The following is a 26,032-nucleotide window of genomic DNA, read 5'->3' as shown; positions in this document are numbered from 1 at the left end:
GAGTGACCAAGCGGCATCGCCAGACGAGCCAGTCTTGAGATTTGGGCATAAACGAGACAACGTGCTCCGATACCTGCCTGGCAGAGGCTTGCCGGGCCAGAATTTGGTGGATAAATTAATAACGATTATCATTTTCATCCAATACCCCTTCCGCCCGGGATGTTCCGCGCCATGACCGTCTCCGCCTCGACGCAATCCTTCGAAACGCTGTACGGTGATCACCACGGTTGGCTTCGCAGCTGGCTACGCAAAAAGCTGGGCAACGCCACGGACGCAGCGGATCTCGCGCACGACACATATCTTCGGATCCTGGTCACCGGACTTACGCCGGAAGTGCAGCAATCGCGCCAGCACCTGGCGCGCATCGCCAACTGCCTCGTGATCGATCTGTACCGCCGGCGCAGAATCGAAAACGCCTATCTGGAAGCCGTCAGCCAAATGCCGGCGCACCAGGCTCCCTCCGAGGAAGCGCGTGCGCTTATCGTCGAAACGCTGACAGAGATCGATGCCATGCTCGACGCCTTGCCCGGCAAGGGTCGTGCCGCCTTTGTCCTGTGCAAGGTCCATGGACTGACCTATCCGCAGATCGCGGCCCAGCTTGGAGTTTCCCTATCTTCCGTGGAAAAGTACATGGCCGCCGCCCTTGCCGCCTGCTACCGGGCCATATATGAAACGGACCAGACTTGAAGAGTCGGCATGACCGGCCGTTCCAGTCCCATAGACCCGGCCATCGTCCAGCGTGCCGCTGAATGGATGGCGCGCTTGCTGGCTAGCGATGTCAGCGAGGCCGACCGGCTTGCCTGTGCGAACTGGCGTTCTGCCCACCCCGACCACGAGCGCGCCTGGCAACATCTCGCTGCCATCGACGGCAAACTGCGAGAGGTTCCCGCCGAGGTGGCGCAATACGTGCTTCGCAGCCGCCGGCCGTCTCCCATGCGGCGGCGCGTGCTTGGTCTGGCCGGCGCGGCGGCGGCGGGCGCATTGGTCTACGGCCTGCGCGAAGATGCGGCTGCTCCGTTCTCGCTGCGTGTAGCGTTCGCCGATTATCGAACCAGCACCGGGGATATACGCGAGCACACTCTGCCCGATGGAACCCGCGTCGTCCTGGACACGGCCAGCGCCATTGACGTGCATTATGGCGCGCAAGCGCGCCGCATCTCACTGCTGGCGGGCCGGATCTTGGTGCACACCGCCAAAGACCGTTCATCGCGTCCGTTCTATGTCGACACCGCGCAAGGATCGGTCCAGGCACTGGGCACCGTATTCTCCGTTCAGCGGGCAGGCCCGATCTGCCGCGTGTCGGTGCACGAAGGCGCCGTGGAAATCCGCCCGGCGAACGCGGCCGGGCTCGCCGTGCAGGCGCGCGCCGGCCAGCATGCGGACTTCTCTGCCGACCACGTGACCGAATCGACGCAGGGTCCCGAGGACACCCCCGCCTGGAGCCGCGGGCTGATGGTGGCCAGCGACATGCGCCTGGCGGACTTGCTGGGCGAGTTGAGCCGCTACCGCCGAGGCGTCTTGCGCTGCGATCCCACAGTGGCCGAAATGCGCGTAACCGGGGTATTTCCGCTGCGCGATACCGACAGGGCCTTGCACAACCTGACCGTGGGTCTGCCACTGCGCCTGTCCTCGTTCAGCCCCTATTGGGTGACCGTGACCGGTCTGTAGCCGGCGCCATTACGGGTTTGGGGGCGCTCATCCGGAAACACCAATGAGCATCCACTACACCCCCGTCAAGGACCCGTCATGGCGCGACTACGCACGCCCCGCCCTTACCCTCCTACCGGCCGGCCAACCCCGAACCTGGCCCGCCTCACCAGCCACGCCGCGCTGATTGCCGGCCTGGGGCTGGCCTTCGCCGCGGTCCCCTTCGGGGCGCGCGCGCAGAACGTCAACGAAACGGCAGAGCGAGTCCGGCACTACGACATACCCGCGGGCTCCCTGTCGCAAGTATTGAGCCAATACGCCAGCGAAGCAGGCGTAGAACTGGCGGCGGCGGCATCGCTGATGCAAGGCAAGAACAGCGCCGGCCTATCGGGCAACTACAGCGTGGCCGCAGGCTTCACGGCGCTGCTGGTTGGCCACGGTCTCGTCGCGACGCGCGACCCCAGCGGCGTCTATACCCTGCAGCCGGCCCCGCCGCCCGGCGCCACCATGCTGCCCGCCGTTACCGTCGTGGCCGACTCGGAAGAAAGCCCCACCGCCCCGCTGCGCGGTTATGTGGCCTATACCAACCTGACCGGCAGCAAGACCGACACTCCCACTCGCGAGATCCCGCAAGCAGTCTCGGTCATCACCAGAGATCAGATCGACGACCAAGGCGCAGCGCCGGCCTTGCAGGACGCGCTGCGCTACACCCCGGGCCTGATCGGCACGCGCGGCGTGAACTTGACGGACGACTCGTTCAATATGCGCGGTTTCGCCGCCGGACTGGCGACCACATCCAATACGCCGGTGTTCCGCGACGGCCTGCGCCAGTCCCCCGCCATGTACGCCTCGACCGTGGAACCCTACGGTGCCGAGCGCATCGAGGTGCTGCGCGGCCCAGCCTCGGTGCTGTTCGGGCAGGTCGCGCCTGGCGGGCTGATAAACGTGACGTCCAAACGCCCCACCCCGGAACCGCTGCGCGAAGTCGACCTGCAATGGGGCACGCGCGACCACAAGCAACTGGGGCTGGACCTGGGCGGCCCCATCGATGAAGAGGGAGTGTGGAGCTACCGGCTCACCGCGATGGCACGCGATGCCGACACCCAGACCGACTACATTCCCAATGATCGGCAGTACCTGGCCGCTGCCCTGAAATGGCAGCCAGCCGCCCATACGTCGCTGACCTTGCTGGCCAGCTACCAGCGTACAAGCACGATGTACAACTGGGGATTGCCGGTATCGGGTTCCCTGCTGGACAACCCCAACGGCCGGCTGCCCCGTAATCGATTCACCGGCGAACCCGGCTTCGACGACTATGTCACCAAAACCCGGACGCTGGGTTACCAGTTCGAGCATCACTTCAACCACACCTGGACTTTCCGCCAGAATGCGCGCTACTACAAGTCCGATATGAAGTGGGACTCGGCCTACGGGGCTGGCATGCTGGCCGACCGGCGCACCCTGAGCCGCTTCGGTTTCATTCGTGCCGACGAATATGAGTCCTATGCCGTCGACACCCAGCTGCAGGCGAACTGGCAGCACGGCATCTTCGAGCACACCACGCTGGCAGGCATTGACTACAGCTATACCCCCTGGGTGCGCAATGAAAAACGCGGCACCGTCGCGCCGCTGGATCTCTACAACCCGGTCTATGGTTCGCCGGTGATACCGAACGCACGGTCCAGCCGAATCCTGGACACCCGCGCCCACCAGCTCGGGTTCTATCTTCAGGAACAGGTAAAGATAGACAAGCGCTGGGTCCTGATGGCCGGCTTGCGCCATGACCGGTCCCGCAGCGACATCGGCGGCGTGCTGACCAATGGCTCGGCCAATAGTCCCGAATCGCCGGTGAGCATCAAGAGCGATAGAAATGCCACGACCGGGCGTGCCGGGCTGGTCTATCTGTTCGACAACGGCTGGTCGCCCTACACCAGCGTGGCGACGTCTTTCGAGCCCGAATCCGGTGCGCTCGACTACAACAACAACCCCTTCAAACCGACCAAGGGCGTGCAGTTCGAAGCTGGCGCCAAATACGAGCCACGCAACCGGGCATTTTCCTTCAACGCCGCCGTCTACGACCTGCGGCGCGACAATGTGTTGACGACCGATCCCGAGCATCCCGGCTATTCAGTCCAGACGGGGCGCATCCGCTCACGCGGCCTGGAGCTGGAAGCGCGGGGCGACATTACCCGACGACTGCAGATCATCGGCGCCTATACCTATACCCATGCAAAGATTGAACGCAGCAACAACGGCGACGAAGGCACGTCGCCACCGGGCGTGCCGCGCCATGCGTTGGCCTTGTGGGGTGTCTATCGATTCGGTGAAGACGTGTTGCCCGGCGTCAAAGTTGGCGTGGGCGCCCGCTACATAGCCGGGACCAGCGGCTACGTGCAAGGAAACACGCCAACGCCTGCGCGCCTGCCATCGTACGTGGTAGCCGACGCCATGGCCAGCTATACGCGCGGCCCCTGGACCATGTCCTTGCACGTCAACAATTTCTTCGACCGCGACTACATCCAGTCGTGCTACTACGCCACGACCACTTGCTTCTATGGCGAAGGGCGTAGCGCCATCGCGCGGGCCACTTACCGTTGGTAATGGCCATGCCCGGTTTCGGAAGGTCCACTATCGTCCTTTGGCATCGCTATGTCGGTTTGGCGATGGCGGGTTTTCTTCTGATTGCCAGTCTTACAGGCAGCTTGCTGGCATTCCGGGAGGCCATCGACGAATGGCTGGCGCCCCGTTTCTTCGTTGCCGACTCGCCTGCCGATGCGCCTCTGCTTGATCCTTATGTGCTGCGTGAACGCGTTGCGGCGCAGGTAGGTTCGCAGGGGCGGATAGACGCGGTCGTGCTGCATCTGCAGCCAGGCCGCACCGCGCGCTTTCCCGTTGCGCCAAACCCGGCACCGGGCGGCGGGATGCATGTCCTCGACTACGACGAGGTCCATGCCGACCCGCATTCCGGACAGGTTCAGGGCCGACGCAAGCGGGAAGGCCTGGGGCTGCGTCCGGAACAGATAGTGCCATCGCTCTTTGTGATCCACCACTCTCTGGCATTGCCCGGCAAATGGGGCACACTGCTGCTTGGCCTCATCTCATTGCTCTGGACCGTAGACTGCTTCGCCGGCGCATTTCTCACTTTTCCTCGCGGCCGCCCCTTCCTGTCCAAATGGAAGACGGCCTGGGCCATCAAATGGCGGGCCGGCTTCTACCGCGCCACGCTGGATGTGCATCGCGCCGGCGGCCTATGGCTGTGGGCAGTGCTGCTGCTGTTCGCCTGGTCCAGTGTCATGTTCAATCTTCGAGACACTGTATATCGGCCGGCCATGGGATTGTTCCTCTCCTTTGACGACTCCTGGCGGTCGGTCCCTCTACGCCTGCAGCTCGATCGCCGCCGAGGCGTTTATGCGTACCTCGTCCATTCCACCGCCGACATCCGTCCCGACGTCGGCAATACCGCGGTGCTGATCGACGCGGACAGCGGCGCCTACCGAGGCCGCTGGCTGCCTGGCGCCGGCCCCGCGGGCAATGTCGTCAGCAACTGGATGGGAGCCTTGCACATGGCCCACCCCTTTGGCTTGCCGTACCGCGTGTTCGTATGCATAGTGGGTTTGGCGGCCGCGACGTTGAGCGTGACTGGCGTTGCGATCTGGGCGAAAAAATGGCGTGCACGCAGCAGCGCCAAGAGCAAGCGGCAGATCGCGCCAACCAACGATACGTCCAGCCGGCCCAGGCGACCGGGCCCGCTTCCCCCGCAAGCGCATTGACGAGCCGAATATCGCTGCCCCCCGGGGGGCATTTTTGCCTGGGGGCGGCCCGGCGGAAAAAAATGCCCCCACGCTAGGCCCTTCGGGCCGTCGCTGCCCCCCGAGGGGGCATTTTTGCCTTGGGGCGGCCCGGCGGCAAAAAATGCCCCCACGCTAGGCCCTTCGGGCCGTCGCTGCCCCCCGAGGGGGCATTTTTGCCTTGGGGCGGCCCGGCGGCAAAAAAAACGGCGCCCCAACAGAACGCCGCTCTCCACCAGCCCGGTTTTACCCCAGGATGCGGTGGATCCGGCTTTGCCGGTCCACCCGCATCGCCCCTGGGGGGCGCGCGTCAGCGCGTAGGGGGGATCTCTATCACTCAGCCAGTTTCTTCCAGGTGTCGACCACCGTGTCCGGATTCAGCGAGATCGACTTGATGCCCTGGTCCTTCAGCCAGACTGCGAAGTCCGGATGATCCGAAGGACCCTGGCCGCAGATGCCGACGTACTTGCCCGCCTTCAGGCAAGCCTCGATGGCACGCTGCAGCAGCGCCTGGACGGCCGGATCGCGCTCGTCGAAGTCGGCGGCCAGGAGTTCCAGGCCGGAGTCGCGGTCCAGGCCCAGGGTGAGCTGGGTCAGGTCGTTCGAGCCGATCGAGAAGCCGTCGAAGTATTCGAGGAACTGCTCGGCCAGCACGGCGTTGGACGGGACTTCGCACATCATGATCAGGCGCAGGCCGTTTTCGCCGCGCTTGAGCTTGTTGTCGGCCAGGAGGCCGACCACGCGCTCGGCCTGCTTGAGCGTGCGCACGAAGGGAACCATGATCTCGACGTTGGTCAGGCCCATTTCCTCGCGCACGCGGCGCAGGGCTTCGCATTCCATGCGGAAGCACTCGGCGAACTCGTCGGCGATGTAACGCGAGGCGCCGCGGAAGCCCAGCATGGGGTTCTCTTCCTCGGGCTCGTAGCGCGAGCCGCCGATCAGCTTGCGGTATTCGTTCGACTTGAAGTCGGACATGCGCACGATGACGGGCTTGGGATAGAAGGCCGCCGCGATCGTGGCGATGCCCTCGGCCAGCTTATCGACGAAGAACGCGCGCGGGCTGGCGTAGCCGCGGGCCACCGATTCCACCGCCTTCTTCAGGTCGCCGTCGACATTCGGATAGTCGAGGATGGCCTTGGGATGGATGCCGATGTTGTTGTTGATGATGAATTCCAGGCGGGCCAGCCCCACGCCGCCGTTCGGGATCTGCGCGAAGTCGTAGGCGAGCTGCGGGTTGCCCACGTTCATCATGATCTTGACGTCGATGGCGGGCATTTCGCCGCGGCGCACTTCCTCGACCTCGGTTTCCAGCAGGCCGTCGTAGATCCGACCCTCGTCGCCTTCGGCGCAGGAGACGGTGACCATGGCGCCGTCCTTCAGGACGTCGGTGGCGTCGCCGCTGCCCACGACCGCCGGGATGCCCAGCTCTCGAGCGATGATGGCCGCGTGGCAGGTACGGCCGCCGCGGTTGGTGACGATGGCCGAGGCGCGCTTCATGACCGGTTCCCAGTTGGGATCGGTCATGTCGGTGACGAGCACGTCGCCAGGCTGGACCTTGTCCATGTCGGCGATGTCGCCGACCAGGCGCACGGGGCCCGAGCCGATTTTCTGGCCGATGGCGCGACCGGTGACGAGCACGTTGCCGGTGGCCTTCAGGCGATAGCGCTGCTGCACGTCGTTGCCGGACTGCTGCGACTTCACGGTTTCCGGACGGGCCTGCAGGATGTAGATCTTGCCGTCGTTGCCGTCGCGGCCCCATTCGATGTCCATGGGACGGCCGTAGTGCTTCTCGATGATGACGGCGTAGCGGGCCAGTTCGATGACATCGTCATCGGACAGCGAGAAACGGTTGCGCTGCTCGGGCGCGACGTCGACGGTGCGCACGGCGCGGCCTTCGGTGCGGGCCGGGTCGAATTCCATCTTGATCAACTTGGAGCCGATGCGGCGGCTGACGATGGGGTACTTGCCGGCTTCCAGCGTGGGCTTGAAGACGTAGAACTCGTCGGGATTGACCGCGCCCTGCACCACGGTTTCGCCCAGGCCGTAGGACGAGGTGATGAAGACCACGTCGGGGAAGCCCGATTCGGTGTCGATGGTGAACATGACGCCGGCAGCGCCGGTGTCGGAGCGGACCATGCGCTGGACGCCGGCCGACAGCGCCACGTCGGCATGGGCGAAGCCCTTGTGCACGCGGTACGAGATGGCGCGGTCGTTGTAGAGCGACGCGAACACGTGGCGGATCTTGTCCAGCACATCGTCGATGCCGACCACGTTCAGGAAGGTTTCCTGCTGGCCGGCGAACGAGGCGTCGGGCAGGTCTTCGGCGGTGGCGGACGAACGGACGGCGAACGAGCCCTTGCCGTCGGCGTCGAGCTTGGCGAACGCTTCACGGATTTCCTTCTCGAACCGGGCCGAGAACGGCGCATCGATGATCCACTGGCGGATTTCCGCACCCGTTTCGGCGAGCGCGCGCACGTCTTCCGGATTCAAAGAAGACAGGCGCTCGTTGATGCGGGTGTCGAGCCCCGCATCCTTGAGGAAATCGCGGAATGCCTCTGCCGTGGTGGCAAAGCCCCCCGGCACGCGGACCCCGGCGCCGGTGAGCTGGCTGATCATCTCTCCAAGTGAAGCGTTCTTTCCTCCTACCGAGTCAACGTCCGTCATCCGGAGTTGCTCGAACGGTACGACATAAGACATGGAAGTCCCCTATTACAATGGCAAGAAAGCTTGTTTGGCGAGCACACGCGAAAAGCGCTTCCGCTTCGCAATGCCCATGCGCAAAGCGGCGTTGCGCCGCATTCGTGGTGCGCTGGCCAAACCCGCCTTCGCCGCGGCCCGGGGCTTGCTGCCCAGGGCGATGCCATGCGTAACCGGGGGTAATCCCAGATTGTACGCTGGCCGGCCCCGTTTCTGCACAACCGGTCTTTGTTACCTTTTCCCGCCCCAGGTCATTCCTGCTTTTGCGAGAACTCCATGCCCCAACCCGACGCCACGCCGAATTCGTACCTGCGCACCGTATTCGTGGTCTCCGACGGCACCGGCATTACCGCCGAGACGTTCGCCCATTCGGTCCTGGCGCAATTCGAAAGCGCGCGCTTCCGCCATGTAAGGCTGCCTTTCATTGATTCGGTGGACAAGGCGGCGGCGGTGGCGGCCCGCATCGACGCAGCCTTCGCGGCCGACGGCCAGCGCCCCATCGTTTTCAGCACCCTGGTCAATTCCGAGATCAACACCCGCGTGCGGCAGGCCAATGGCCTGTTCCTGGACCTTTTCTCCACCTTCGTGGAGCCCATCGAGCAGGAGCTGAACATCAAGTCCAGCCACTCGATCGGCCGGTCGCACAACGTGGCGAATACCAAGCAGTACCAGAACCGCATCGAGGCCATCAACTTCAGCCTGGCCCACGACGACGGCCAGTACATCAAGGGCCTGGAACAGGCCGACGTGATCCTGATCGGCGTCTCCCGCTGCGGCAAGACCCCGACCAGCCTCTACCTGGCCATGCAATACGGCGTCAAGGCCGCCAACGTGCCGCTGATTCCCGACGATTTCGAGCGCAACGCCCTGCCATCGGCGATCCTGCCGTACCGGAACAAGCTGTTCGGCCTGACCATCCAGCCCGAACGCCTGGCCGAGGTGCGCCACGAACGGCGGCCCGACAGCCGCTACGCGTCGCTGGAGCAGTGCCGCTATGAAGTGGCCGAGGCCGAGAAGCTGATGCGGCGGGAGAGCATCCGGTGGTTGTCGACTACGACCAAGTCGATAGAGGAGATTTCGACCACGGTACTGCAGAAGATCGGGCTGGAGGGCCGGTTCTACTAATACCGCCTCAGGGAAAACCGCCCTTTTTCGCTCATTTCTCCTTTTTCACACGGCATTTCATACTCAATATCGGCGATATTGCAAATATCAAGGAGATCCGCCCATGAACCCCCGCATCTCGGTACTGACGCTGGGCGTTTCCGATCTCGAGCGGTCCGTCGCCTTCTATCGCGACGGACTCGGGCTGCCGACGGCCGGCATCATCGGGACGGAATTCGAACACGGGGCGGTGGCGTTCTTCGATCTGCAGGGCGGCCTCAAGCTCGCGCTCTGGGCGCAGGGCGACATCGCGCACGACACCGGCCTGGCGCCGGGCGCGCCCTGCCCGACCGCCTTCACGCTCGGCCATAACGTCTCCAGCCAGCAGGAGGTGGACGAAGTCATGGAGCAGGCGAGCCGGGCGGGCGCGCGTATCGTCAAGCCGGCTCAATCGACCTTCTGGGGCGGTTATGCCGGCTATTTCCAGGATCCCGACGGCCACGTCTGGGAAGTGGTGTGGAACCCCGCGCTGCTGCCTTCGGACTGACGGCTGGCCGCGCGCCGCTACGCCGGCATGAACCTGCGCCGGTGCTCGAACAGGCACACCGCCACGGCCGCGCCGACATTCAGCGACTCGGCCGCCGGCTCCTGGGGGATGCGGACCCGCAACGCCGCGGCGGCCTGCAGCCCGGCGCCCACGCCCTGCCCCTCGTTGCCGAACACCCAGGCGCAATGCCGCGGCAGCGAAGCGCGGTAGAGATCTTCCGCATGGTCGAGCGTCGTCGCCACCAGCGGCACGTCCAGCCGCGCTAGCAGCGCCTGGAGATCGACCCGTTCGTAGATGGCGAGGGAGAAATGCGCCCCCTGCCCCGACCGCAGCACCTTGGGCGACCAGGCGAAGGCGGTTTCGTCGGACAGGAAGACGTGGCGTACGCCGGCCGCGGCGCAGGTCCGCAGGATGGAGCCGACGTTGCCCGGGTCCTGGATCCGGTCGAGCAGCACGCAACTGTCGGCCACTCGTCCGGGCAGCGAAGGCGCCGGGGTCTCGATCACGAAGACCACGCCTTGCCCCGCCTGCACGTGCTCGAGGTCGCCGATGAGATTGCCGTCGAGCCAGACCTGGCGATCGGCGGGAATCCCCTCGCATAGCGCCCGCACCTCGGCGCTGGTACGCTCGCCTTCCAGCCGCCGGACGTCGAAGACGGCATGGCGGGGCACGCCTTGCCATTGCAGGTAGGCCTGGCACAGGTGTACCCCTTCCAGCACGGACAGGCCTGCCTCCCGGCGGGCCTGCGAGGTCTGCGCCAGCTTGCGCAGCGACTTGTAAAGCGGGTTGTCGCGCGAGGCAATGCGTTTCATGGCCGTTTCCCCATGCTGCGGTCCGGGGCGCTAGCCGCCCGGCCTGGCCCGGCGCCGGCGTGGCGCCGGCACGGGTGGCTCGTCCAGGTCGCTCCACGGAAGCAAGGCGTCCATCGCATAAGACGCGGCAGCCGCCTTTGCCTGGGCTCCCGGCATGCCCGCGCTCGCCCGGGCCGGGCCGCCCATGGCCTGGCGTACGGGCTCGAAGCTGCGGCGGTGCTCGGGGCAAGGACCATGTTCGAGCAGGCAGCGCAGGTGATCGGGCGTGCCATAGCCCTTGTGCCGGTCGAAGCCGTACATGGGATAGATGTCGTGCAGCCGGACCAGTTCGGCATCGCGCGCGGTCTTGGCCAGGATGGACGCGGCCGAGATGGCCTGCACCTGGGCATCCCCGCCGATCACCGTCTGCACCCGGCACGCCAGCGCCGGCGCCCGGTTGCCGTCGACCTGCACCAGGTCGGGCAGGAGGCCCAGCCCGTCCACCGCGCGGCGCATGGCGAGCATGGTGGCGTTGAGAATGTTCAGCGTGTCGATTTCGGCCACGCTCACGCTGGCGACGCACCAGGCCAGCGCACGTTCGCGTATCAGCGGTGCGAGTTCGTCGCGCGCCCGCTCGGAGAGCATCTTGGAATCGTTCAGGCCCTCGATGGGCCGACCGGGATCGAGGACGACCGCGGCCGCATAGACCGGGCCGGCCAGGGGACCGCGGCCGGCCTCGTCCACTCCCGCCACCCGCATCGTGAGCAAGGTCTCGGCGTCGAACACCTGGAGCAGGTCGGCGCCCGCGGAGTCGACCGCCGTCCAGCCGAAATCGGTCTGCACCCAGCCTTTCTCACCCATGGCCCGCCACCTCCAGGATGGCCTGGCTCGCCAGGGCCGGCGTATCGCGCACCAGCTCGTCGTGCAGGGCGGTGAAACGCGCCTCCAGCCGCTGGATAGCGGCCTCGTCGGTCAGGGCCTTCCAGGCCGCGTCGGCCAGCGCGCGCGGCGTGGCTTCGTCCTGGAGCAACTCCGGGACGACGGTGTCGCGGCACAGGATGTTAGGCAGTCCGACCCAGGGCAGGTAGGCCTGGCGCCGCATGATCCACCATGACAGCCGCGGCAGCACGTAGGAGATCACCATGGGGCGCTTGAACAGCGCGGCCTCCAGCGTGGCGGTGCCGCTGGCCACGAGCACCGCGTTGCAGGCGGCCAGGACGTCGTGCGAACCGCCCACGGCGGTATGCAGGTTCTGCAGCCCGCCCACGGCCGACGCGTGGGCCAGGAATTCTCGCTGGCGTTCGGGGTTGGCCATGGGCGCCCAGAGCTGCAAGGCGGGATCGCGCATCTGCAGCAGCTTGGCGGCCGCCAGGAAACGGGGCGCGAGATGGCGCACCTCGCCCGCGCGGCTGCCGGGCATCAGGGCCAGCACCCGGGCCTCCTGCGCAATGCCCAGCCGGGTACGGGCGGCGGCGCGATCCGGGTTCCGGTCGATGACGCGCGCGAGCGGATGGCCGACGTAGGTGACCGGCACGCCCGCATCGCGATAGATCTGCTCCTCGAACGGGAATACCACCAGCATGCGGGACACGGCTTCGCGGATCTTGTTGATGCGCTCGCCGCGCCAGGCCCAGAGCGAGGGGCCGATGAAATGGACCGTGGGAATGCCGCCGGCGCGCAAGGCCTGCTCCAGCCCGAAGTTGAAATCGGGTGCGTCGACGCCGACGAAGGCGGCCGGCCGCTCGGCCAGCCAGCGCTCGCGAACGGCACGGCGGATGTTGAGCAGTTCCGGCAAGTGCATGAGGACGTCGGCATAGCCGTTCACGGCGAGCTTCTGCATGGGATACCAGGCATCGAAACCGTGCGCCTGCATCCTGGGGCCGCCTATGCCCGCCAGCGCGAACTGCGGCGCCCGCTCGTGCAAGGCTTGCACCACGGTGGCCGCCAGCAGGTCGCCCGATGGCTCTCCCGCCACCATGCCGATGGACGCTTGGCCCGCAACCGGCACGCCGGCCTCCGTCAGCGCACGATACCGCGGGTGGCGGTATCGAGGAAGTTCAGCAAGATCGACAGCGAGGCATCGAGCTCGGGCGCCTCGGCCCGCTTCGCCTGCAGCGCGGCGCGAGCCTCGTCCAGCGTCAGCCCCTGGCGATACAAGGTCTTGTAGGCGGCCCGCAGGCCGGAGATCTGGGCGGGCGAGAAGCCGCGGCGCTTGAGCCCTTCGACATTGATGCCAACCGGCCGCGCGGGGCTGCCGGCGCAGGTGACGAAAGGAGGCAGGTCCTGCAGCAGCGTCGCGTGGACGCCGGTCATGGCGTGCGCGCCGATCTTGACGAACTGGTGCACGCCCGTCATGCCGCCGAGGATGACGTGGTCGCCGATGTGCACGTGCCCGGCGAGCTGCGTGCCGTTGGCCAGGATGATGTGGCTGCCGAGCTGGCAGTCGTGGGCCACGTGCACGTAGGCCATGATCCAGTTGTCATTGCCCAGCCGCGTCGCGCCGGCATCCTGCACCGTGCCGGTATTGATAGTGCAGCATTCGCGTATCGTATTGCCGTCGCCGATTTCCAGGCGGGTCGGCTCGCCAGCGTATTTCTTGTCCTGCGGCGCCGCGCCGATGGAGCAAGACGGAAAGAAGCGGTTGCCGCGCCCGATGGTGGTATGGCCGTCGATGACGCAGTGCGCGCCGACCTCGGTGTCGGCGCCGATGCGGACGTTCGGCCCGATGATGCTGAAAGGGCCGATGCTCACGCTGTCGTCCAGCTGTGCGGCCGGGTCGACGAGAGCGGTGGGATGTATCCTCGCCACGGGACGCTTCCGTCAGGGCTCGAGGATGCGCATGGTGCACATCAGGCTGGCTTCGGCCGCGATCTGCCCTTCGACCAGCGCCTTGCCGTTGTACTTCCAGATGCCGCGCGCCGAGCGCTCGACGTTGACTTCGATGTTGAGCTGGTCGCCCGGGACCACGGGCCGCTTGAAACGGGCGCCGTCGATGCCGACGAAGTAGTACACCGTGTTCTCGTCGGGCTTCTTGCCCGCGGCCGTGAACGAGGTGATGGCGGCCGCCTGGGCCATGGCTTCGAGGATCAGCACGCCCGGCATGACCGGATGGTGCGGGAAATGGCCGGTAAAGAACGGTTCATTGATCGAGACGTTCTTGATCGCGCGGATCGATTCCCCGGGTTTGACGTCGATGACCCGATCGATGAGCAGCATCGGATAGCGATGCGGCAAATGGTCGAGTATCCCCTTGATGTCCATTTCCATACAGATTTCCAGTATTTGACGGGCGGCGGGCCGCTCTGGCGCCCGCTCGCCTTTACTTCTTTTCCAGCGCCTTGATCCGCTTGGCCATCGTCGCCAGGTGCCTGACCGCGACCGCGTTGCGCTCCCACTGGGCGTGCTCGGTCATCGGGAAAAAGCCGGTGTACTGTCCCGGCTTGTCGATGTTGCTGTGCACCGGTGTGGCGGCCGAGATGAAGACGTCGTCGCCGATCTTCAAATGCCCCCCTATCATGGCCGCCCCGCCTATGGAGCAGCGTTCGCCTATGGTGGTCGAACCCGCGATGCCGACGCAGGCCGCCATTGCCGTGTGGTCGCCGATGCGGCAGTTGTGGCCGATCATGATCTGGTTGTCGATCTTGACGCCGTTGCCGATCACCGTATCGTCGAGCGCACCGCGGTCTACCGTGGTGTTGGCGCCGATCTCGACGTCGTCGCCGATGCGCACGCCACCGAATTGCGGGATCTTGGTCCAGGCGCCCTTCGCGCGCGACGGGTCCGGCGCGAAGCCGAAGCCGTCGTCGCCGATGACCGCGCCCGACAGGATGACGCAGCGCGCGCCCATGCTGACCCCCCGGTACAGCGTGACGCGCGGATGCAGGACGGAATCGGCGCCGACGCGGCACCCTTCTCCCACGAAACAGCCGGCTCCGATGCGGGCCCGCGGGCCGATCTGGGCGCCGTCTTCGATGACCGCCAGCGGCCCGACGTGGGCGCTGGGGTCGACGCTGGCGCCGGGCGCGACCACCGCCGACGGATGGATGCCGCCGGCCGGCTGGGGATGGACCTGCCTGTCGAACCACTGCCCTACCCGTGCGAACAGCAGATAGGGCGAGTTGCAGACCACCAGGGTCACGGCGTGGTCGAGGCGGCCGGCCTCGCGCAGTGCCTCGCGGTAGGCCTGGGCGACTTCCGGCGTGACCAGCACGGCCGCCGCCTGTGCGTCCACCAGTTGCGACTGGTAGCGCGGATTGGAGACGAAACTGAGTTCCTGCGGCCCGGCGCGCTCGAGGTTGGCGATGCCCGCGACCAGGATTTGCGCCGGCGGGCGGGTTTGCGCCCCTCCCGGCTCGATCGTCCACGTCAACCCGCTGGTATCGGTTTCGTCGAGCAGCCTTTGCAGTACCGGGGCCTTGGTCGTGTCAAGCAGGATGGGCATGCGAAGCTCGCGCGGACGACAGGAACGGGAAACAGCGGCGCAATTACTTGGCGCCGTTGTTCAACGCCTTGAGGACCTTGTCGGTGATGTCCACGCGCGGGCTGACCACGACGGCTTCCTGGAAGATCAGGTCGTAGTTTTCCTGTTCGGCGATCTGCTTGATCACGCGGTTGGCGCGCTCGAGGATTTGCGACAGTTCTTCGTTGCGGCGCTGGTTCAGGTCTTCCTGGAATTCGCGGCGCTTGCGCTGGAAATCCTTGTCGAGGTCGCTCAGTTCACGCTGGCGGCGGGTGCGGTCGGACTCGGACAGCACCGCGCTGTCCTTGTCGAGCTGCTCGGACAGCGTGCGCAGGCGGTTGGCCATGTCCTGCAGCTCGGCGTCGCGCTTCTTGAAGTCGGCTTCGATCTTCGCCTGGGCGGCCTTGGCGGGCGCGGCGTCGCGGAAAATGCGCTCGGTATTGACGAAACCGATCTTGACCGGCGCCTGGGATGCTTGGGCATGAGCCGCGCCGACAGCGGCACTTGAGAGCACCAAAGCCGCCAGCACCCGGCCGGCACCCTTGACTGCAGAGGAGGCGGTCAGACTGGCAGCAGATGTCGAAAACATGCGGATCATTTATTTCTCGCTAGGAAGGTAGTCGTGTATTTTGCCACTAATGGCGCGGCCCCGCGCAAGCGACGGTGCCCCTGGGCTGGTAATTGGTTGTAGCAGAAAAAGTCCCGGGCGGGCATATGGCCTGCGGCTGCCCTCCCTGCGCCATCAGAATCCCGTACCGATCTGGAACTGGAAGCTCTGCGTCCGATCCTGCGGCTTGGCGTTCAAGGCCCTGCCGAACGAGATCTTCAGCGGACCGATGGGCGACTGCCAGCTCAGGCCGATACCGGCCGAGTAGCGCAGTTGCCCCAGGCTGATGTTCTGGTCGTCCGCATAGACGTTACCCGCGTCGGCGAACAGGAACCAGCGCAGCGTACGGTCTTGCTGGGTGCCGGGGAACGGCAGCAGCAGCTCGGCGTTGGCGATGACGCGCTTGGCGCCGCCCAGGCTGTCGCCGTTCTTGCTGTCGCGCGGACCGAGCGAACCGCCGTCGAAGCCGCGCACCGATCCGATACCGCCCGCGTAGACGTTCTTGAGCAGCGGATACGGCCGGCCGCCGAAGCCCTTGCCGTAGTCCACCTGGCCGTTCAGCGCCAGGGTCATGCTGCGCGTGATGGGCCAGTAATACTGGTGCTGGTAGCTCGCCTTGTAGTAGCGCAGGTCGCCGAACAGCGAGGTTTCGCCGGCGGCGCGCTGGTAGGTGCCGCGCGTCGGGGCCAGCGCGCTGTCGCGCCGGTCGTTGCTCCAGCCCACCGAGAAGATGACCGCATTGCTGCGCGGACCGAACGTGTTGACGTAGTCGATATAGCGCTGGGGGCTGCTCTCGTAGGTGTCGATGTCGTTGGCTTCCAGCGCGGCGCCGAAGAATACCCGCTGGGTTTCCGTGAACGGCACGCCGAAGGTCAGGCTCGCGCCCATGGTCTTGATGCGGTAGTCGCCCGTGTTGATCGACAGCGGCCGCAGCGTGCGGTAGTAGACGCTGGTCGAGCGGCTGATGCCGTCCTGGGTGAAGTACGGGTTGGTCTGGCTGACCGCGATCGTGCGATAGGTCTTGCCGGTGTTGAGCTCCAGGCCCGCCGTGGTGCCGCTGCCGAAGATGTTGTCCTGGCTGATGCCGGCCGACAGCACCACCTTGTCGGTACTGCTGAAGCCGGCGCCAAGGTTGATCATGCCGGTGGGTTTTTCCTGCACCGTCACGTTCACGTCGACCTGGTCGGGGGTTCCGGGCACGGGCGGCGTCTCGATCGTGATGTTCTGGAAGTAGCCCAGGCGGTCGATGCGGTCGCGCGAAAGCTGGATCTTGCCGGCGTCGTACCACGCGCTTTCGAGCTGGCGCATTTCGCGCCGGATGACGACGTCGCGCGTGCGGGTGTTGCCGCCGATGTTGACGCGCCGCACGTAGACGCGGCGGTTGGGATCGACGAAGAACGTGATCGCGGCGGTCTTCTTTTCGCGATCGACCTGCGGGGTGGCGTTGACGTTGCTGAAGGCGTAGCCGAGCTTGCCGAGGTAATCGGTAATGGCCTTGCTGGAGGCATTGACTTTTTCGGCCGAGAAGGTCTCGCCCGGCTTGACCGTGATCAGCTTGTTGAGGTCTTCATCCAGCCCGAGCAGGTCGCCCGCCAGCTTGACGTCGCTGACCGAATACTTGTCGCCCTCGGTAATCGACAGCGTGATGAAGATGTCCTTGCGGTCGGGCGAGATGGTGACCTGCGGCGAATCGACGTTGAACTCGAGGTAGCCGCGGTTCATGTAGTAGGAGCGCAGGGTCTCGATGTCGCCCTGCAGCTTCTGCCGCGAATACTGGTCGGCCTTGGTGTACCACGTGAGCCAGCCCGGGGTGGAGAGCTGCAGCAGGTCCAGCAGTTCGCTTTCGCGAATGGCCTTGGCGCCGATGATCTTGATGCCCGCGATGCGGGCCACGTCGCCCTCGAAGACGTCGAAGGTGATGCCGACGCGGTTGCGTTCGAGCGGCGTGACCGTCGGCACGATCTCGACCGAGTACTTGCCGCGCGCCAGGTACTGGCGCTTGAGTTCCTGCTCGGCGCGATCGAGCAAGGCGCGGTCGAAGATGCGGGCCTCGGCGAAGCCCACTTCGGCCAGCGACTTGAGCACGTTGGCGGACTCGAATTCGCGCATGCCGTTGAACGAGATGGAGGCGATGGCCGGGCGCTCGTCGACGATGACCACCACCACGTCGTTCTCGACCTCGATCCGCACATCGCGGAAGAAACCGGTGCCGTACAGGGCCCGCACCGCCTGCGTGGCCTGTTCTTCGGTGAAGCGCTCGCCCACCTTGACCGGCAGGTATCCGAACACCGTTCCGGCTTCGGTGCGCTGGATGCCTTCCACGCGGATGTCCCGGACGATGAAGGGATCGAAGGCGTAGGCCAGGGGGGTGACTGCCATGGCCAGCAAAATGGACAGCAGACGCGGCATGCGCCGGGTGCGATTGGTCATGCGTAATCCCGGAGTTTTCTAATTGAGTGAAATGCGGAAGAGCGGTTCGCGGCGCGACGCGGCCCCGGCGGCAGGGGCTCGGTCCGCAAAAGCGGCGGAAAAGACGGCGCTCATGGATCCTAGGTCAGCAGTCGCGTAAAGTCGTTGAACAAGGCAACGGCCATCAGCACCATCAGGATGCCGAATCCGGCGCGCTGCCCCACTTCCATCCAGCGTTCCGGCGGCGGACTGCCCCGGATGATCTCGACGAGATAATACAGCAGGTGCCCGCCGTCCAGCATGGGGATGGGCAGGAGATTCAGCACGCCCAGGCTGACGCTGACCAGCGCCAGGAACGCGATGTAGGCCTCCAGCCCCATCCTGGCGGTCTGGCCGGCATAGTCGGCGATGGTGACCGGGCCGCTCAGGTTGCTGAGGGAAACGTCCCCAACGACCATCTTGCCCAGCATGCGCAGCGAGAACCACGAGACCTCGGCGGTGCGCTGCACGCCCATGCCCAGGCTTTCGAGCGGCCCGTGGCGCACGGTGATGAGCTGGATGTCGCCGCCGATCTGGGCGCCGATGCGACCGATCGCCTTGCCGTCCGCCTGGCGCTCCTCGCGCGGCAGGACGTCGATGGACAGGCTGGCGCCGTCCCGTATCACCGATAGCCGCAGCGGGCGCCCGGCGTGCCCCTGGATCAGGGCGATGAGTTCGGTGGCCGAGGGATCGGCCTTGTCGCCGGCCGCGACGATGCGGTCGCCGGCCAAAAGGCCGGCCTGGGCGGCGGCGCTCTCGGGGACCACGCCACGGATGACGGGCCGGGGGCTCGCGAGCCCGAATCCTTCCCGCCCCAGGACGTCGCCCTCCATCTGCCCCAGCACCGCGCCCGAGAAATCCACCGTGCGCACGCGCCGTTCGCCTGCGGCGGTCTCTACCTCGATGGCCGGCCGCGCCCTGTCGGTCAGGCTTTTGAGCAGCATCCAGCGCGCGTCGCCCCAGGTCGCGACCTCGGCGCCGTCGATGGCGAGAATCTTGTCGCCGGCCGCCACGCCCGCCGCGGCGGCCGGCGTACCGGCCGGCGGCGCGGCCAGCACGGCCGCCGGTTCCTTGACGCCGACCATGTTCAGCGCGGCGTACAGCAGCGCCGCCAGCGCGAGGTTGAACACCGGACCCGCGGCCACGATGGCGATGCGCTTGCCCACGGGCTGGGTGTTGAACGCCCTGCTGCGCTGCTCGGGCGGAACGTCGCCCTCGCGCTCGTCCAGCATTTTCACGTAGCCGCCCAGCGGAATGGCGGACAGGGCCCATTCCGTCCCGTGCCGATCGGTCCGCTTGCACAGCACCTTGCCGAAGCCGACGGAGAACCGCAGGATGCGCACCCCGCAGGCGCGCGCCACCAGGTAGTGGCCCAATTCGTGGATCACCACCAGCACGCCCAGCGCGACGGCGAAGGCCGCCAAGGTCAACAACATGGAAATCTCCTTGCTCCGGCGCTCCGCCCGGAGCGCCGAACCGACGATTTAACACGGAACCGCGCGCGAGCGCCCGGGAGGGGCCGGGGATTCCGGTAAGCGAACATGACAGGATTATGGGCCAAATGGCAGGCGACGGGCTGACGCGGGCGGCGCTGCAAGACGGCTCCTAATGGGCCGCCCGGCCAGCGGGCCGCTGCAGCGCTTCGCGGGCCCGGGCGCGCGCCTCGCGGTCCAGGTCGAGCAGGCCCTCCAGGCTGTCCAGCCGGCTGCCGGCCTGCGTCTGGCCTTGCAGCACAGTGTCGATGATAGCCGCGATCGCCGTGTAAGGGGCGGCCCCCTGCAGGAATGCCTCGACCGCCACTTCATTGGCGGCGTTCAGCGCGACGCAGGCGCCCTGTCCGGCGCGCAGCGCCTCGAACGCCAGGCGCAGACAGGGGAAGCGGGCGAGGTCGGGCGCCTCGAAATCCAGGCGCCCCAGCCGGGCGAGGTCCAGCGCCCCCACCCCGCTGGCGATGCGTTCGGGAAAGGCGAGGCCATAGGCGATGGGCGTGCGCATGTCGGGCTGCCCGAGCTGGGCGAGCACCGATCCGTCGTCGTACTCCACCATGGAATGGACCACGCTCTGCGGGTGGATCACCACGTCGATGCGCTCGGGCGGCATGGCGAACAGCCAGTGCGCCTCGATGACTTCCAGCCCCTTGTTGAGCATGGTGGCCGAATCGACGGATATCTTGCGCCCCATGGACCAATTGGGATGGGCGCAGGCCTGGTCGGGCGTCACGCCGGCCAATTCTTCCAGCGGCCGGGTGCGGAACGGCCCGCCCGACGCGGTCAGCAGCAGCCGCCGCACGCCGGGGGCCGGCTGTTGCGCGCCGCTGGCCCGCGTGCCGTGGGGCAGGCACTGGAAAATGGCGTTGTGCTCGCTGTCGATGGGCAGCAGTTCGGCGCCGCTTTGCCGCACGGCGTCCATGAAGAGCCGGCCCGCCACCACCAGAGCCTCCTTGTTGGCCAGGAGGACCCGCTTGCCGGCGCGCGCCGCCGCCAGGGCCGACGGCAGCCCCGCGGCGCCGACGATGGCGGCCATGACGGTATCGCTGGCCGGATCGGCGGCGGTCTCGGCCAGCGCCTGCGCGCCGACGCGGACCTCCGGCAGCCGGGCCCTGCCCTGCCAGGAATCGACGAACCGCTGGCGGGCCTCCTCGTCGGGCACCACGACCACGGCGGCCTGGCTGGCGGCGGCCTGGGCGGCAAGCAACTCCATGCGGGTATGGGCGCTGAGCGCATGCACGCGGTAGCGTTGCGGATGGCGCGCGATGACGTCCAGCGTGCTGGCCCCGATAGAGCCCGTGGCGCCCAGTATGGTTACGGTACGGAAGGTCATGACAGCAACACGGCCAGCGGCAGCACCGGGATCAAGGCGTCGATGCGATCGAGCACGCCGCCGTGGCCGGGCAGCAGGCTGCTGGAATCCTTGACGCCGGCGCGCCGCTTGATCAGCGATTCGAACAAGTCTCCGGCAATGGACAGGGCGGCCAGCACCACGGCCAGCGCCAGGGCGCCGGCCCACCCCCAGCGCGCCACCAAAGCAGCGCCAAAGGTGCCGGGAAAGGCGGCGCAGGCCAGGACGAACGCCACGGCGCAGGCGATGCCCCCGAGCGCGCCCTCGCGGGTCTTGCCCGGGCTGATATGCGGCGCCAACTTACGCTTGCCCACGGCGCGGCCCACGAAATAGGCGGCGATGTCGGCAACCCACACCAGGGCCATCAAGGTCAGGAGGAACAGCACACCGCGGCCAAAGGCCGCGGTCAGCGCCGACCAGGCGGCCAGCAGGGCGAACGGCGCCAATGCCGTCAGCCAGGGATTGCGCGGCTCGGCCTCGGCGCTGGCGCGAAACAGCATGGGCACCAGCACGAAAACCCAGACCAGCGAGACGGCGATCCAGAGCCAGTGCCAGAACGCCCCGCCCGGACCGGCCGACAGGTCTGCGCCGCCGCTGTTCCAGCGCCAGGCCGCCAACGCCAGCCCCAGCGCCGCGCCCGCCGCCATGGCCGGTGCGTTCGCCCGCGCGACGGCGCCGCGCGATGCCAGAGTCAGCCGCCACCATTCCCACAAGGCGCAGCCCACGAATATCGCCATCAGAATCTCGAACGGCAGCGGATCGGCAATCGACAGCACGCCGACCAGGACGATCAGCAGGACGACCGCGGTGGCGATGCGTTGCCCTAGCATCGGATCAGCCGCCGCCGGACGGCGCGGACGAAACCGCGGCCGGTTCGGGCGCCTGCAACTGGGCGCTGGTACGGCCGAAGCGGCGCTCGCGGCTACGATAGGACTTGCAGGCCAGGTCGAGCTGCTCGGCGTCGAAATCGGGCCAGAAGCAGTCGGTGAAATAGAGCTCGGTATAGGCCAGTTGCCAGATCAGGAAATTGGAGATGCGCTGCTCGCCGCCGGTGCGGATGAACAGGTCCGGCTCGGGCGCATAGGCCATCGACAGGTAAGGCGACAAGGCGGCCTCGTCGATCCGCTCCGGATGGCGCGCCAGCTCGGGATGCTCGGCCAGCAGCCGCCGCGTGGCCTGCAGGATGTCCCAGCGGCCGCCATAGTTGGCGGCGATGGTGAGGGTCAGGCGGCCGTTGTCGCGGGTGCGGGCTTCGACGTCGGCGATCAACTCCTGCAGGCGCGGCTCGAAGGCGCTGATGTCGCCCACGACCTTGAGCTTGATGCCGTTGCGCGCCAGCCGGGTCACCTCGCGCTCCAGCGCATGCACGAAGAGCCGCATCAGCAGGGACACTTCGTCGGCGGGACGGCGCCAGTTCTCGGAACTGAAGGCGAACAGCGTGAGGTATTCGATGCCGCGGACGGCGCAGGCCTCCACCACGGCGCGCACCGCGTCGACGCCCTTCTTGTGCCCCGCCACGCGCGGAAGAAAGCGCTGGGTGGCCCAGCGGCCATTGCCGTCCATGATGATCGCCACATGCCTGGGCACGGCGTCGGTGCGGGGAACGCCGAGGGTCGAACTTAGGACCATGTCAGCTCCGTTGAGCCCCAAGGGCCCGTCTGGTCGGGAGATGAAAAGCCCCGGGGGCGGCGAGTGAACATGTGCGGCATCAAACCGTCATGATCTCCGCTTCTTTCTGCGAAACCAGCTTGTCGATCTCGGCGACGAAGCGGTCGGTCAGTTTCTGGACGTCGTCCTGCGAACGGCGCTCCTCGTCCTCGGAGATTTCCTTGTCCTTGACCAGGCGCTTGAGCTGCTCGTTGGCGTCGCGGCGCAGGTTGCGCACGGCGACCTTGGCGTCCTCGCCCTCGCCCTTGACCACCTTGGTGAGCTCGCGGCGGCGCTCTTCGGTGAGAGGCGGCATGGGGACGCGGATCAGCTCGCCCATGGACTGCGGATTGAGGCCGAGGTCGGATTCGCGGATGGCCTTCTCGACCACCTGGGCCATCTTCTTTTCCCACGGCTGGACGCTCAGCGTCCGCGCGTCCAGTACGCTCACGTTGGCGACCTGGCTCAGCGGCACCATGGAACCGTAGTATTCGACCTGGACGTGGTCCAGTATCCCGGCATGGGCACGACCCGTGCGGATCTTCGCCAGACTGGCCTTGAGCGTCTCGATGGACTTGCCCATTTTGGTCTCGGCGTTTTTCTTGACGTCGGAAGCGCTCATTGCGGTCTCCTAAATGCGAACATCGATCAAACGTGCACCAGCGTGCCTTCGTCGTCGCCCGAGACGACGCGCTTCAGGGCGCCCGGCTTGTTGATCGAAAAAACCTTGATCGGCAGCTTCTGGTCGCGGCACAGCGCGAACGCCGTGGCATCCATGACCTCCAGCCGCCGCACGATGGCTTCGTCGAAGCTGATGCGGCTGTAGCGGGTGGCCGTGGGATCCTTCTTGGGATCCGCGCTATAGATGCCGTCGACCTTGGTTGCCTTCAATACGATCTCGGCACCGATCTCGGCGCCGCGCAACGCGGCCGCCGTATCGGTGGTGAAAAAGGGATTGCCGGTGCCGGCCGCGAAGATGACGACCTTGCCTTCCTCGAGGTAACGCAGGGCCTTCGGCCGGATGTAGGGCTCGACCACCTGCTCGATGGTAAGCGCCGACTGCACGCGGGCATCGACCCCGCGGCGCTTGAGCGCGTCCTGCAGGGCCAGCGAATTCATGATGGTGGCCATCATGCCCATGTAGTCCGCCGTGGCGCGGTCCATGCCCTGCGCACCGGGCGCCACCCCCCGGAAAATGTTGCCGCCGCCGATCACGAGCGCCAGTTCCACGCCCAGTTCGGCCACTTCGGCGATTTCCTCGACCATGCGGCCAATGGTCGCGCGGTTGATACCAAACGCATCGTCGCCCATCAGGGCTTCGCCCGACAGCTTGAGCAGTACGCGCTTGTACGCCCCCGTTTTTGCCTCAGATGCGTTCATTTCTACCGTCATACATGCTCCCGCGCAATCGCCGACATCCGGCCCATCTCCGCCCGCGGGAGGCTCACCCCTCCGCGCGACGCTACATTCTTACAACATACTCCCACCCTCGCAGACGAGGCACGGGGGATCCGGCTCCGCCGGTCCCCCCGAGGCCGCCCCCGCGGGGCGCGCGTAAGCGCGTTGGGAGGGCAAGCGACAGGGATCAACCCTTGGCGGCGGCCGCCTGCGCAGCGACTTCCGCGGCGAAATCGGTGACCTTCTTCTCGATCCCCTCGCCCACGACGTACAGCACGAACTGCTGCACCGCCGAGTTCTTGGACTTGAGCACCTGCTGGACGGTCTGCTTGTCGTCCTTGACGAACGGTTGCGACAACAGCGTAACCTCTTTCAGGAACTTCTGGATCGAACCTTCGACCATCTTGGCGACGATGTCGGCGGGCTTGCCCGATTCGGCGGCCTTCTGTTCGGCCACCGAGCGCTCGCGCTGGATGTCTTCCTGGGACACGCCCGAGGTGTCGAGCGCCTTGGGCTTGGTGGCCGCCACGTGCATGGCGATGTCCTTGCCCAGCGCGTCGTCGCCGCTGTACTCGACCAGCACGCCGATCCGGCCGCCGTGCACGTACTGGGCCAGCTTGTTCTCGGTCACGATGCGCGTGAAGCGGCGGACGCTGATGTTCTCGCCGATCTTGCCCACCAGGCCGGTGCGCACGCTTTCCACCGTGCCGTCGCGGAACGGCAGCTCGGCCAGCGCGGCCACGTCGGCCGGGGCGGCCTTGGCGATCAGCTCGGCGATGTCGTTGGTGAACTGGACGAAGTCGTCGTTCTTGGCCACGAAGTCGGTTTCGCTGTTGACTTCGACGGCAACGCCGGTCTTGGCGTCGGGCGACACGTACAGCGCGACCAGCCCTTCGGCCGTGACGCGCGCGGCGGCCTTGCTGGCCTTGCTGCCCAGCTTGACGCGCAGGATTTCCTCGGCTTTCGCCAGATCGCCGTCGGCCTCGGTCAGCGCCTTCTTGCACTCCATCATGGGGGCGTCGGTCTTTTCGCGCAGTTCCTTGACCATTGCTGCGGTAATTGCGGCCATGATTACTCCTGACATCTTCCGCCGCAACGCACGGCGGAAATAACGGTTTGACTAAAAAGAAGGGGCGCTAGGCCCCTTCAGACATTCTGCAGAGGGGGGAAGAAGCCCACCCCCTAGGCGCTTCGCGCAGGGAAGATCAAGACTCTTCGACTTCCACGAACTCGTCGTCGCCTTCGGTCACCGCGTCGACCACGCCTTGCAGGGCCTGCTCGCGGCCTTCCAGCACGGCGTCGGCCACGCCGCGCGCGTACAGGGCGATCGCCTTCGACGAGTCGTCGTTGCCCGGGATGACGTGCGCCACGCCGTCGGGCGAGTGGTTAGTATCGACCACGGCAACGACGGGAATGTTAAGCGCCTTGGCTTCGCTGACGGTAATTTTGTGATACCCGACGTCGATGATGAAGATCGCGTCCGGCAGGCCGTTCATGTCCTTGATGCCGCCGATGGACTTGTTCAGCTTCTCGAGCTCGCGCTGGAACATCAGCGCTTCTTTCTTGCTCATGCGCTCGGTCGCGCCCTCGGCCTGCATGGCTTCCATGTCCTTCAGGCGCTTGATGGAGGTCTTGACCGTCTTGAAGTTGGTCAGCATGCCGCCCAGCCAGCGGCTGTCGACGTAGGGCATGCCGCAGCGCTGGGCTTCCTCGGCGATGATCTCGCGCGCGGCGCGCTTGGTGCTGACGAACAGGATGGTGCCGTTGCGGGCGGCCAGCTGGCGCACGAACTTGAGCGCATCCTGGTACAGGGCCAGGGTCTTCTCGAGGTTGATGATGTGGATCTTGTTCCGATGGCCGAAGATATAGGGGGCCATCTTGGGGTTCCAGAAGCGGGTTTGGTGGCCGAAGTGGACACCGGCTTCCAGCATTTCGCGCATGCTAACGGACATGTTGACTCCAAGGGTTGGGTCTTGCACCGTATCAGCACCCGCCGGGTCACACTAAGCCCGGCCGGCACCCTGGACGATACGGCGCGCGGTTGAAAAATCCGAACCCGGG

The 26,032-nt window shown here is 66.3% G+C and carries 23 protein-coding genes; 6 read left to right on the top strand and 17 right to left on the bottom strand.

Annotated features, from left to right (window positions below; genetic code table 11):
* Nucleotides 1-171: 171 nt before the first annotated feature.
* The 4 genes from CDO44_RS04875 (at nucleotide 172) to CDO44_RS04860 (ending at nucleotide 5,417) form a co-directional block, all read left to right on the top strand.
* The gene (locus CDO44_RS04875) at nucleotides 172-687 is read left to right on the top strand and encodes a sigma-70 family RNA polymerase sigma factor (RefSeq protein WP_087779339.1); all 516 of its coding nucleotides are present in this window, start codon (nucleotides 172-174) and stop codon (nucleotides 685-687) included.
* 9 nt (nucleotides 688-696) lie between these two features.
* Nucleotides 697-1,668 carry a FecR domain-containing protein gene (locus tag CDO44_RS04870; protein ID WP_087779319.1) on the top strand — a complete coding sequence of 324 codons (972 nt, stop codon included), beginning with the start codon at nucleotides 697-699 and terminating at the stop codon, nucleotides 1,666-1,668.
* Nucleotides 1,669-1,746: 78 nt separating this feature from the next.
* Nucleotides 1,747-4,248, top strand: a complete 2,502-nt coding sequence (locus CDO44_RS04865) for a TonB-dependent siderophore receptor (protein ID WP_087779318.1) — start codon at nucleotides 1,747-1,749, stop codon at nucleotides 4,246-4,248.
* A gap of 5 nt (nucleotides 4,249-4,253) precedes the next feature.
* Nucleotides 4,254-5,417 (top strand): PepSY domain-containing protein, encoded by a 1,164-nt coding sequence (locus tag CDO44_RS04860; RefSeq protein ID WP_087779338.1) that lies wholly within the window; start codon nucleotides 4,254-4,256, stop codon nucleotides 5,415-5,417.
* Between the two features lie 351 nt (nucleotides 5,418-5,768).
* Here CDO44_RS04860 and ppsA read toward each other — a convergent pair whose 3' ends face one another.
* The gene (ppsA, locus tag CDO44_RS04855) at nucleotides 5,769-8,132 is read right to left on the bottom strand and encodes a phosphoenolpyruvate synthase (protein ID WP_087779317.1); all 2,364 of its coding nucleotides are present in this window, start codon (nucleotides 8,130-8,132) and stop codon (nucleotides 5,769-5,771) included.
* Between the two features lie 276 nt (nucleotides 8,133-8,408).
* On the opposite strand from ppsA, the gene CDO44_RS04850 reads away from it, so the two are divergent.
* Together CDO44_RS04850 and CDO44_RS04845 are read left to right on the top strand one after the other, a co-directional pair.
* Entirely contained in the window at nucleotides 8,409-9,257 is an 849-nt protein-coding gene (locus CDO44_RS04850) for a pyruvate, water dikinase regulatory protein (RefSeq protein ID WP_087779316.1), read from the top strand.
* A gap of 103 nt (nucleotides 9,258-9,360) precedes the next feature.
* Nucleotides 9,361-9,783, top strand: a complete 423-nt coding sequence (locus CDO44_RS04845; RefSeq protein WP_087779315.1) for a VOC family protein — start codon at nucleotides 9,361-9,363, stop codon at nucleotides 9,781-9,783.
* A 17-nt stretch (nucleotides 9,784-9,800) separates the two neighbouring features.
* Here the strand turns inward: CDO44_RS04845 and CDO44_RS04840 are convergent, their stop codons facing one another.
* The 16 genes from CDO44_RS04840 to rpsB all read right to left on the bottom strand — a co-directional run bounded on the left by CDO44_RS04840 (nucleotide 9,801) and on the right by rpsB (nucleotide 25,923).
* Nucleotides 9,801-10,595, bottom strand: a complete 795-nt coding sequence (locus CDO44_RS04840) for an RNA methyltransferase (protein WP_087779314.1) — start codon at nucleotides 10,593-10,595, stop codon at nucleotides 9,801-9,803.
* A 30-nt stretch (nucleotides 10,596-10,625) separates the two neighbouring features.
* Entirely contained in the window at nucleotides 10,626-11,333 is a 708-nt protein-coding gene (rnhB, locus tag CDO44_RS04835) for a ribonuclease HII (protein ID WP_087779337.1), read from the bottom strand.
* 94 nt (nucleotides 11,334-11,427) lie between these two features.
* Complete coding sequence (lpxB, locus tag CDO44_RS04830; protein WP_087779336.1) at nucleotides 11,428-12,552, bottom strand: lipid-A-disaccharide synthase; 1,125 nt, start codon at nucleotides 12,550-12,552, stop codon at nucleotides 11,428-11,430.
* 41 nt (nucleotides 12,553-12,593) lie between these two features.
* Complete coding sequence (gene lpxA / locus CDO44_RS04825) at nucleotides 12,594-13,382, bottom strand: acyl-ACP--UDP-N-acetylglucosamine O-acyltransferase (RefSeq protein WP_087779313.1); 789 nt, start codon at nucleotides 13,380-13,382, stop codon at nucleotides 12,594-12,596.
* A gap of 12 nt (nucleotides 13,383-13,394) precedes the next feature.
* Complete coding sequence (gene fabZ, locus CDO44_RS04820; RefSeq protein WP_087779312.1) at nucleotides 13,395-13,841, bottom strand: 3-hydroxyacyl-ACP dehydratase FabZ; 447 nt, start codon at nucleotides 13,839-13,841, stop codon at nucleotides 13,395-13,397.
* Between the two features lie 52 nt (nucleotides 13,842-13,893).
* Entirely contained in the window at nucleotides 13,894-15,015 is a 1,122-nt protein-coding gene (gene lpxD / locus CDO44_RS04815; RefSeq protein ID WP_087779311.1) for a UDP-3-O-(3-hydroxymyristoyl)glucosamine N-acyltransferase, read from the bottom strand.
* A gap of 43 nt (nucleotides 15,016-15,058) precedes the next feature.
* A complete protein-coding gene (locus tag CDO44_RS04810) occupies nucleotides 15,059-15,622 on the bottom strand; it encodes an OmpH family outer membrane protein (protein ID WP_087779335.1) in 564 nt (187 codons plus the stop codon).
* Between the two features lie 153 nt (nucleotides 15,623-15,775).
* A complete protein-coding gene (gene bamA, locus CDO44_RS04805; protein ID WP_369824514.1) occupies nucleotides 15,776-18,070 on the bottom strand; it encodes an outer membrane protein assembly factor BamA in 2,295 nt (764 codons plus the stop codon).
* Between the two features lie 119 nt (nucleotides 18,071-18,189).
* Nucleotides 18,190-19,524 (bottom strand): RIP metalloprotease RseP, encoded by a 1,335-nt coding sequence (rseP, locus tag CDO44_RS04800; RefSeq protein WP_087779310.1) that lies wholly within the window; start codon nucleotides 19,522-19,524, stop codon nucleotides 18,190-18,192.
* A 169-nt stretch (nucleotides 19,525-19,693) separates the two neighbouring features.
* Complete coding sequence (gene ispC / locus CDO44_RS04795; RefSeq protein ID WP_087779309.1) at nucleotides 19,694-20,908, bottom strand: 1-deoxy-D-xylulose-5-phosphate reductoisomerase; 1,215 nt, start codon at nucleotides 20,906-20,908, stop codon at nucleotides 19,694-19,696.
* Nucleotides 20,905-21,756, bottom strand: coding sequence for a phosphatidate cytidylyltransferase (locus CDO44_RS04790; RefSeq protein WP_087779308.1), 852 nt, complete (start codon nucleotides 21,754-21,756; stop codon nucleotides 20,905-20,907). The genes ispC and CDO44_RS04790 overlap by 4 nt, the downstream gene beginning before the upstream one ends.
* Nucleotides 21,757-21,760: 4 nt before the next feature.
* Entirely contained in the window at nucleotides 21,761-22,555 is a 795-nt protein-coding gene (gene uppS / locus CDO44_RS04785; protein ID WP_087779307.1) for a polyprenyl diphosphate synthase, read from the bottom strand.
* A gap of 79 nt (nucleotides 22,556-22,634) precedes the next feature.
* Nucleotides 22,635-23,195: a ribosome recycling factor gene (gene frr, locus CDO44_RS04780; RefSeq protein WP_087779306.1), complete on the bottom strand. Its 561-nt coding sequence runs from the start codon at nucleotides 23,193-23,195 to the stop codon at nucleotides 22,635-22,637.
* Nucleotides 23,196-23,221: 26 nt separating this feature from the next.
* The gene (gene pyrH / locus CDO44_RS04775) at nucleotides 23,222-23,953 is read right to left on the bottom strand and encodes a UMP kinase (RefSeq protein WP_087779333.1); all 732 of its coding nucleotides are present in this window, start codon (nucleotides 23,951-23,953) and stop codon (nucleotides 23,222-23,224) included.
* Between the two features lie 205 nt (nucleotides 23,954-24,158).
* Complete coding sequence (gene tsf, locus CDO44_RS04770; protein WP_087779305.1) at nucleotides 24,159-25,040, bottom strand: translation elongation factor Ts; 882 nt, start codon at nucleotides 25,038-25,040, stop codon at nucleotides 24,159-24,161.
* A 136-nt stretch (nucleotides 25,041-25,176) separates the two neighbouring features.
* Nucleotides 25,177-25,923, bottom strand: coding sequence for a 30S ribosomal protein S2 (gene rpsB, locus CDO44_RS04765; RefSeq protein WP_087779304.1), 747 nt, complete (start codon nucleotides 25,921-25,923; stop codon nucleotides 25,177-25,179).
* Between the last annotated feature and the right edge of the window lie 109 nt (nucleotides 25,924-26,032).

It is taken from the genome of Pigmentiphaga sp. NML080357 (genome assembly GCF_002188465.1).
GTDB lineage: Bacteria > Pseudomonadota > Gammaproteobacteria > Burkholderiales > Burkholderiaceae_B > Pigmentiphaga.
Note: the sequence above shows the minus strand (reverse complement) of the source record. Positions and strands in the feature narration are given on the sequence as shown.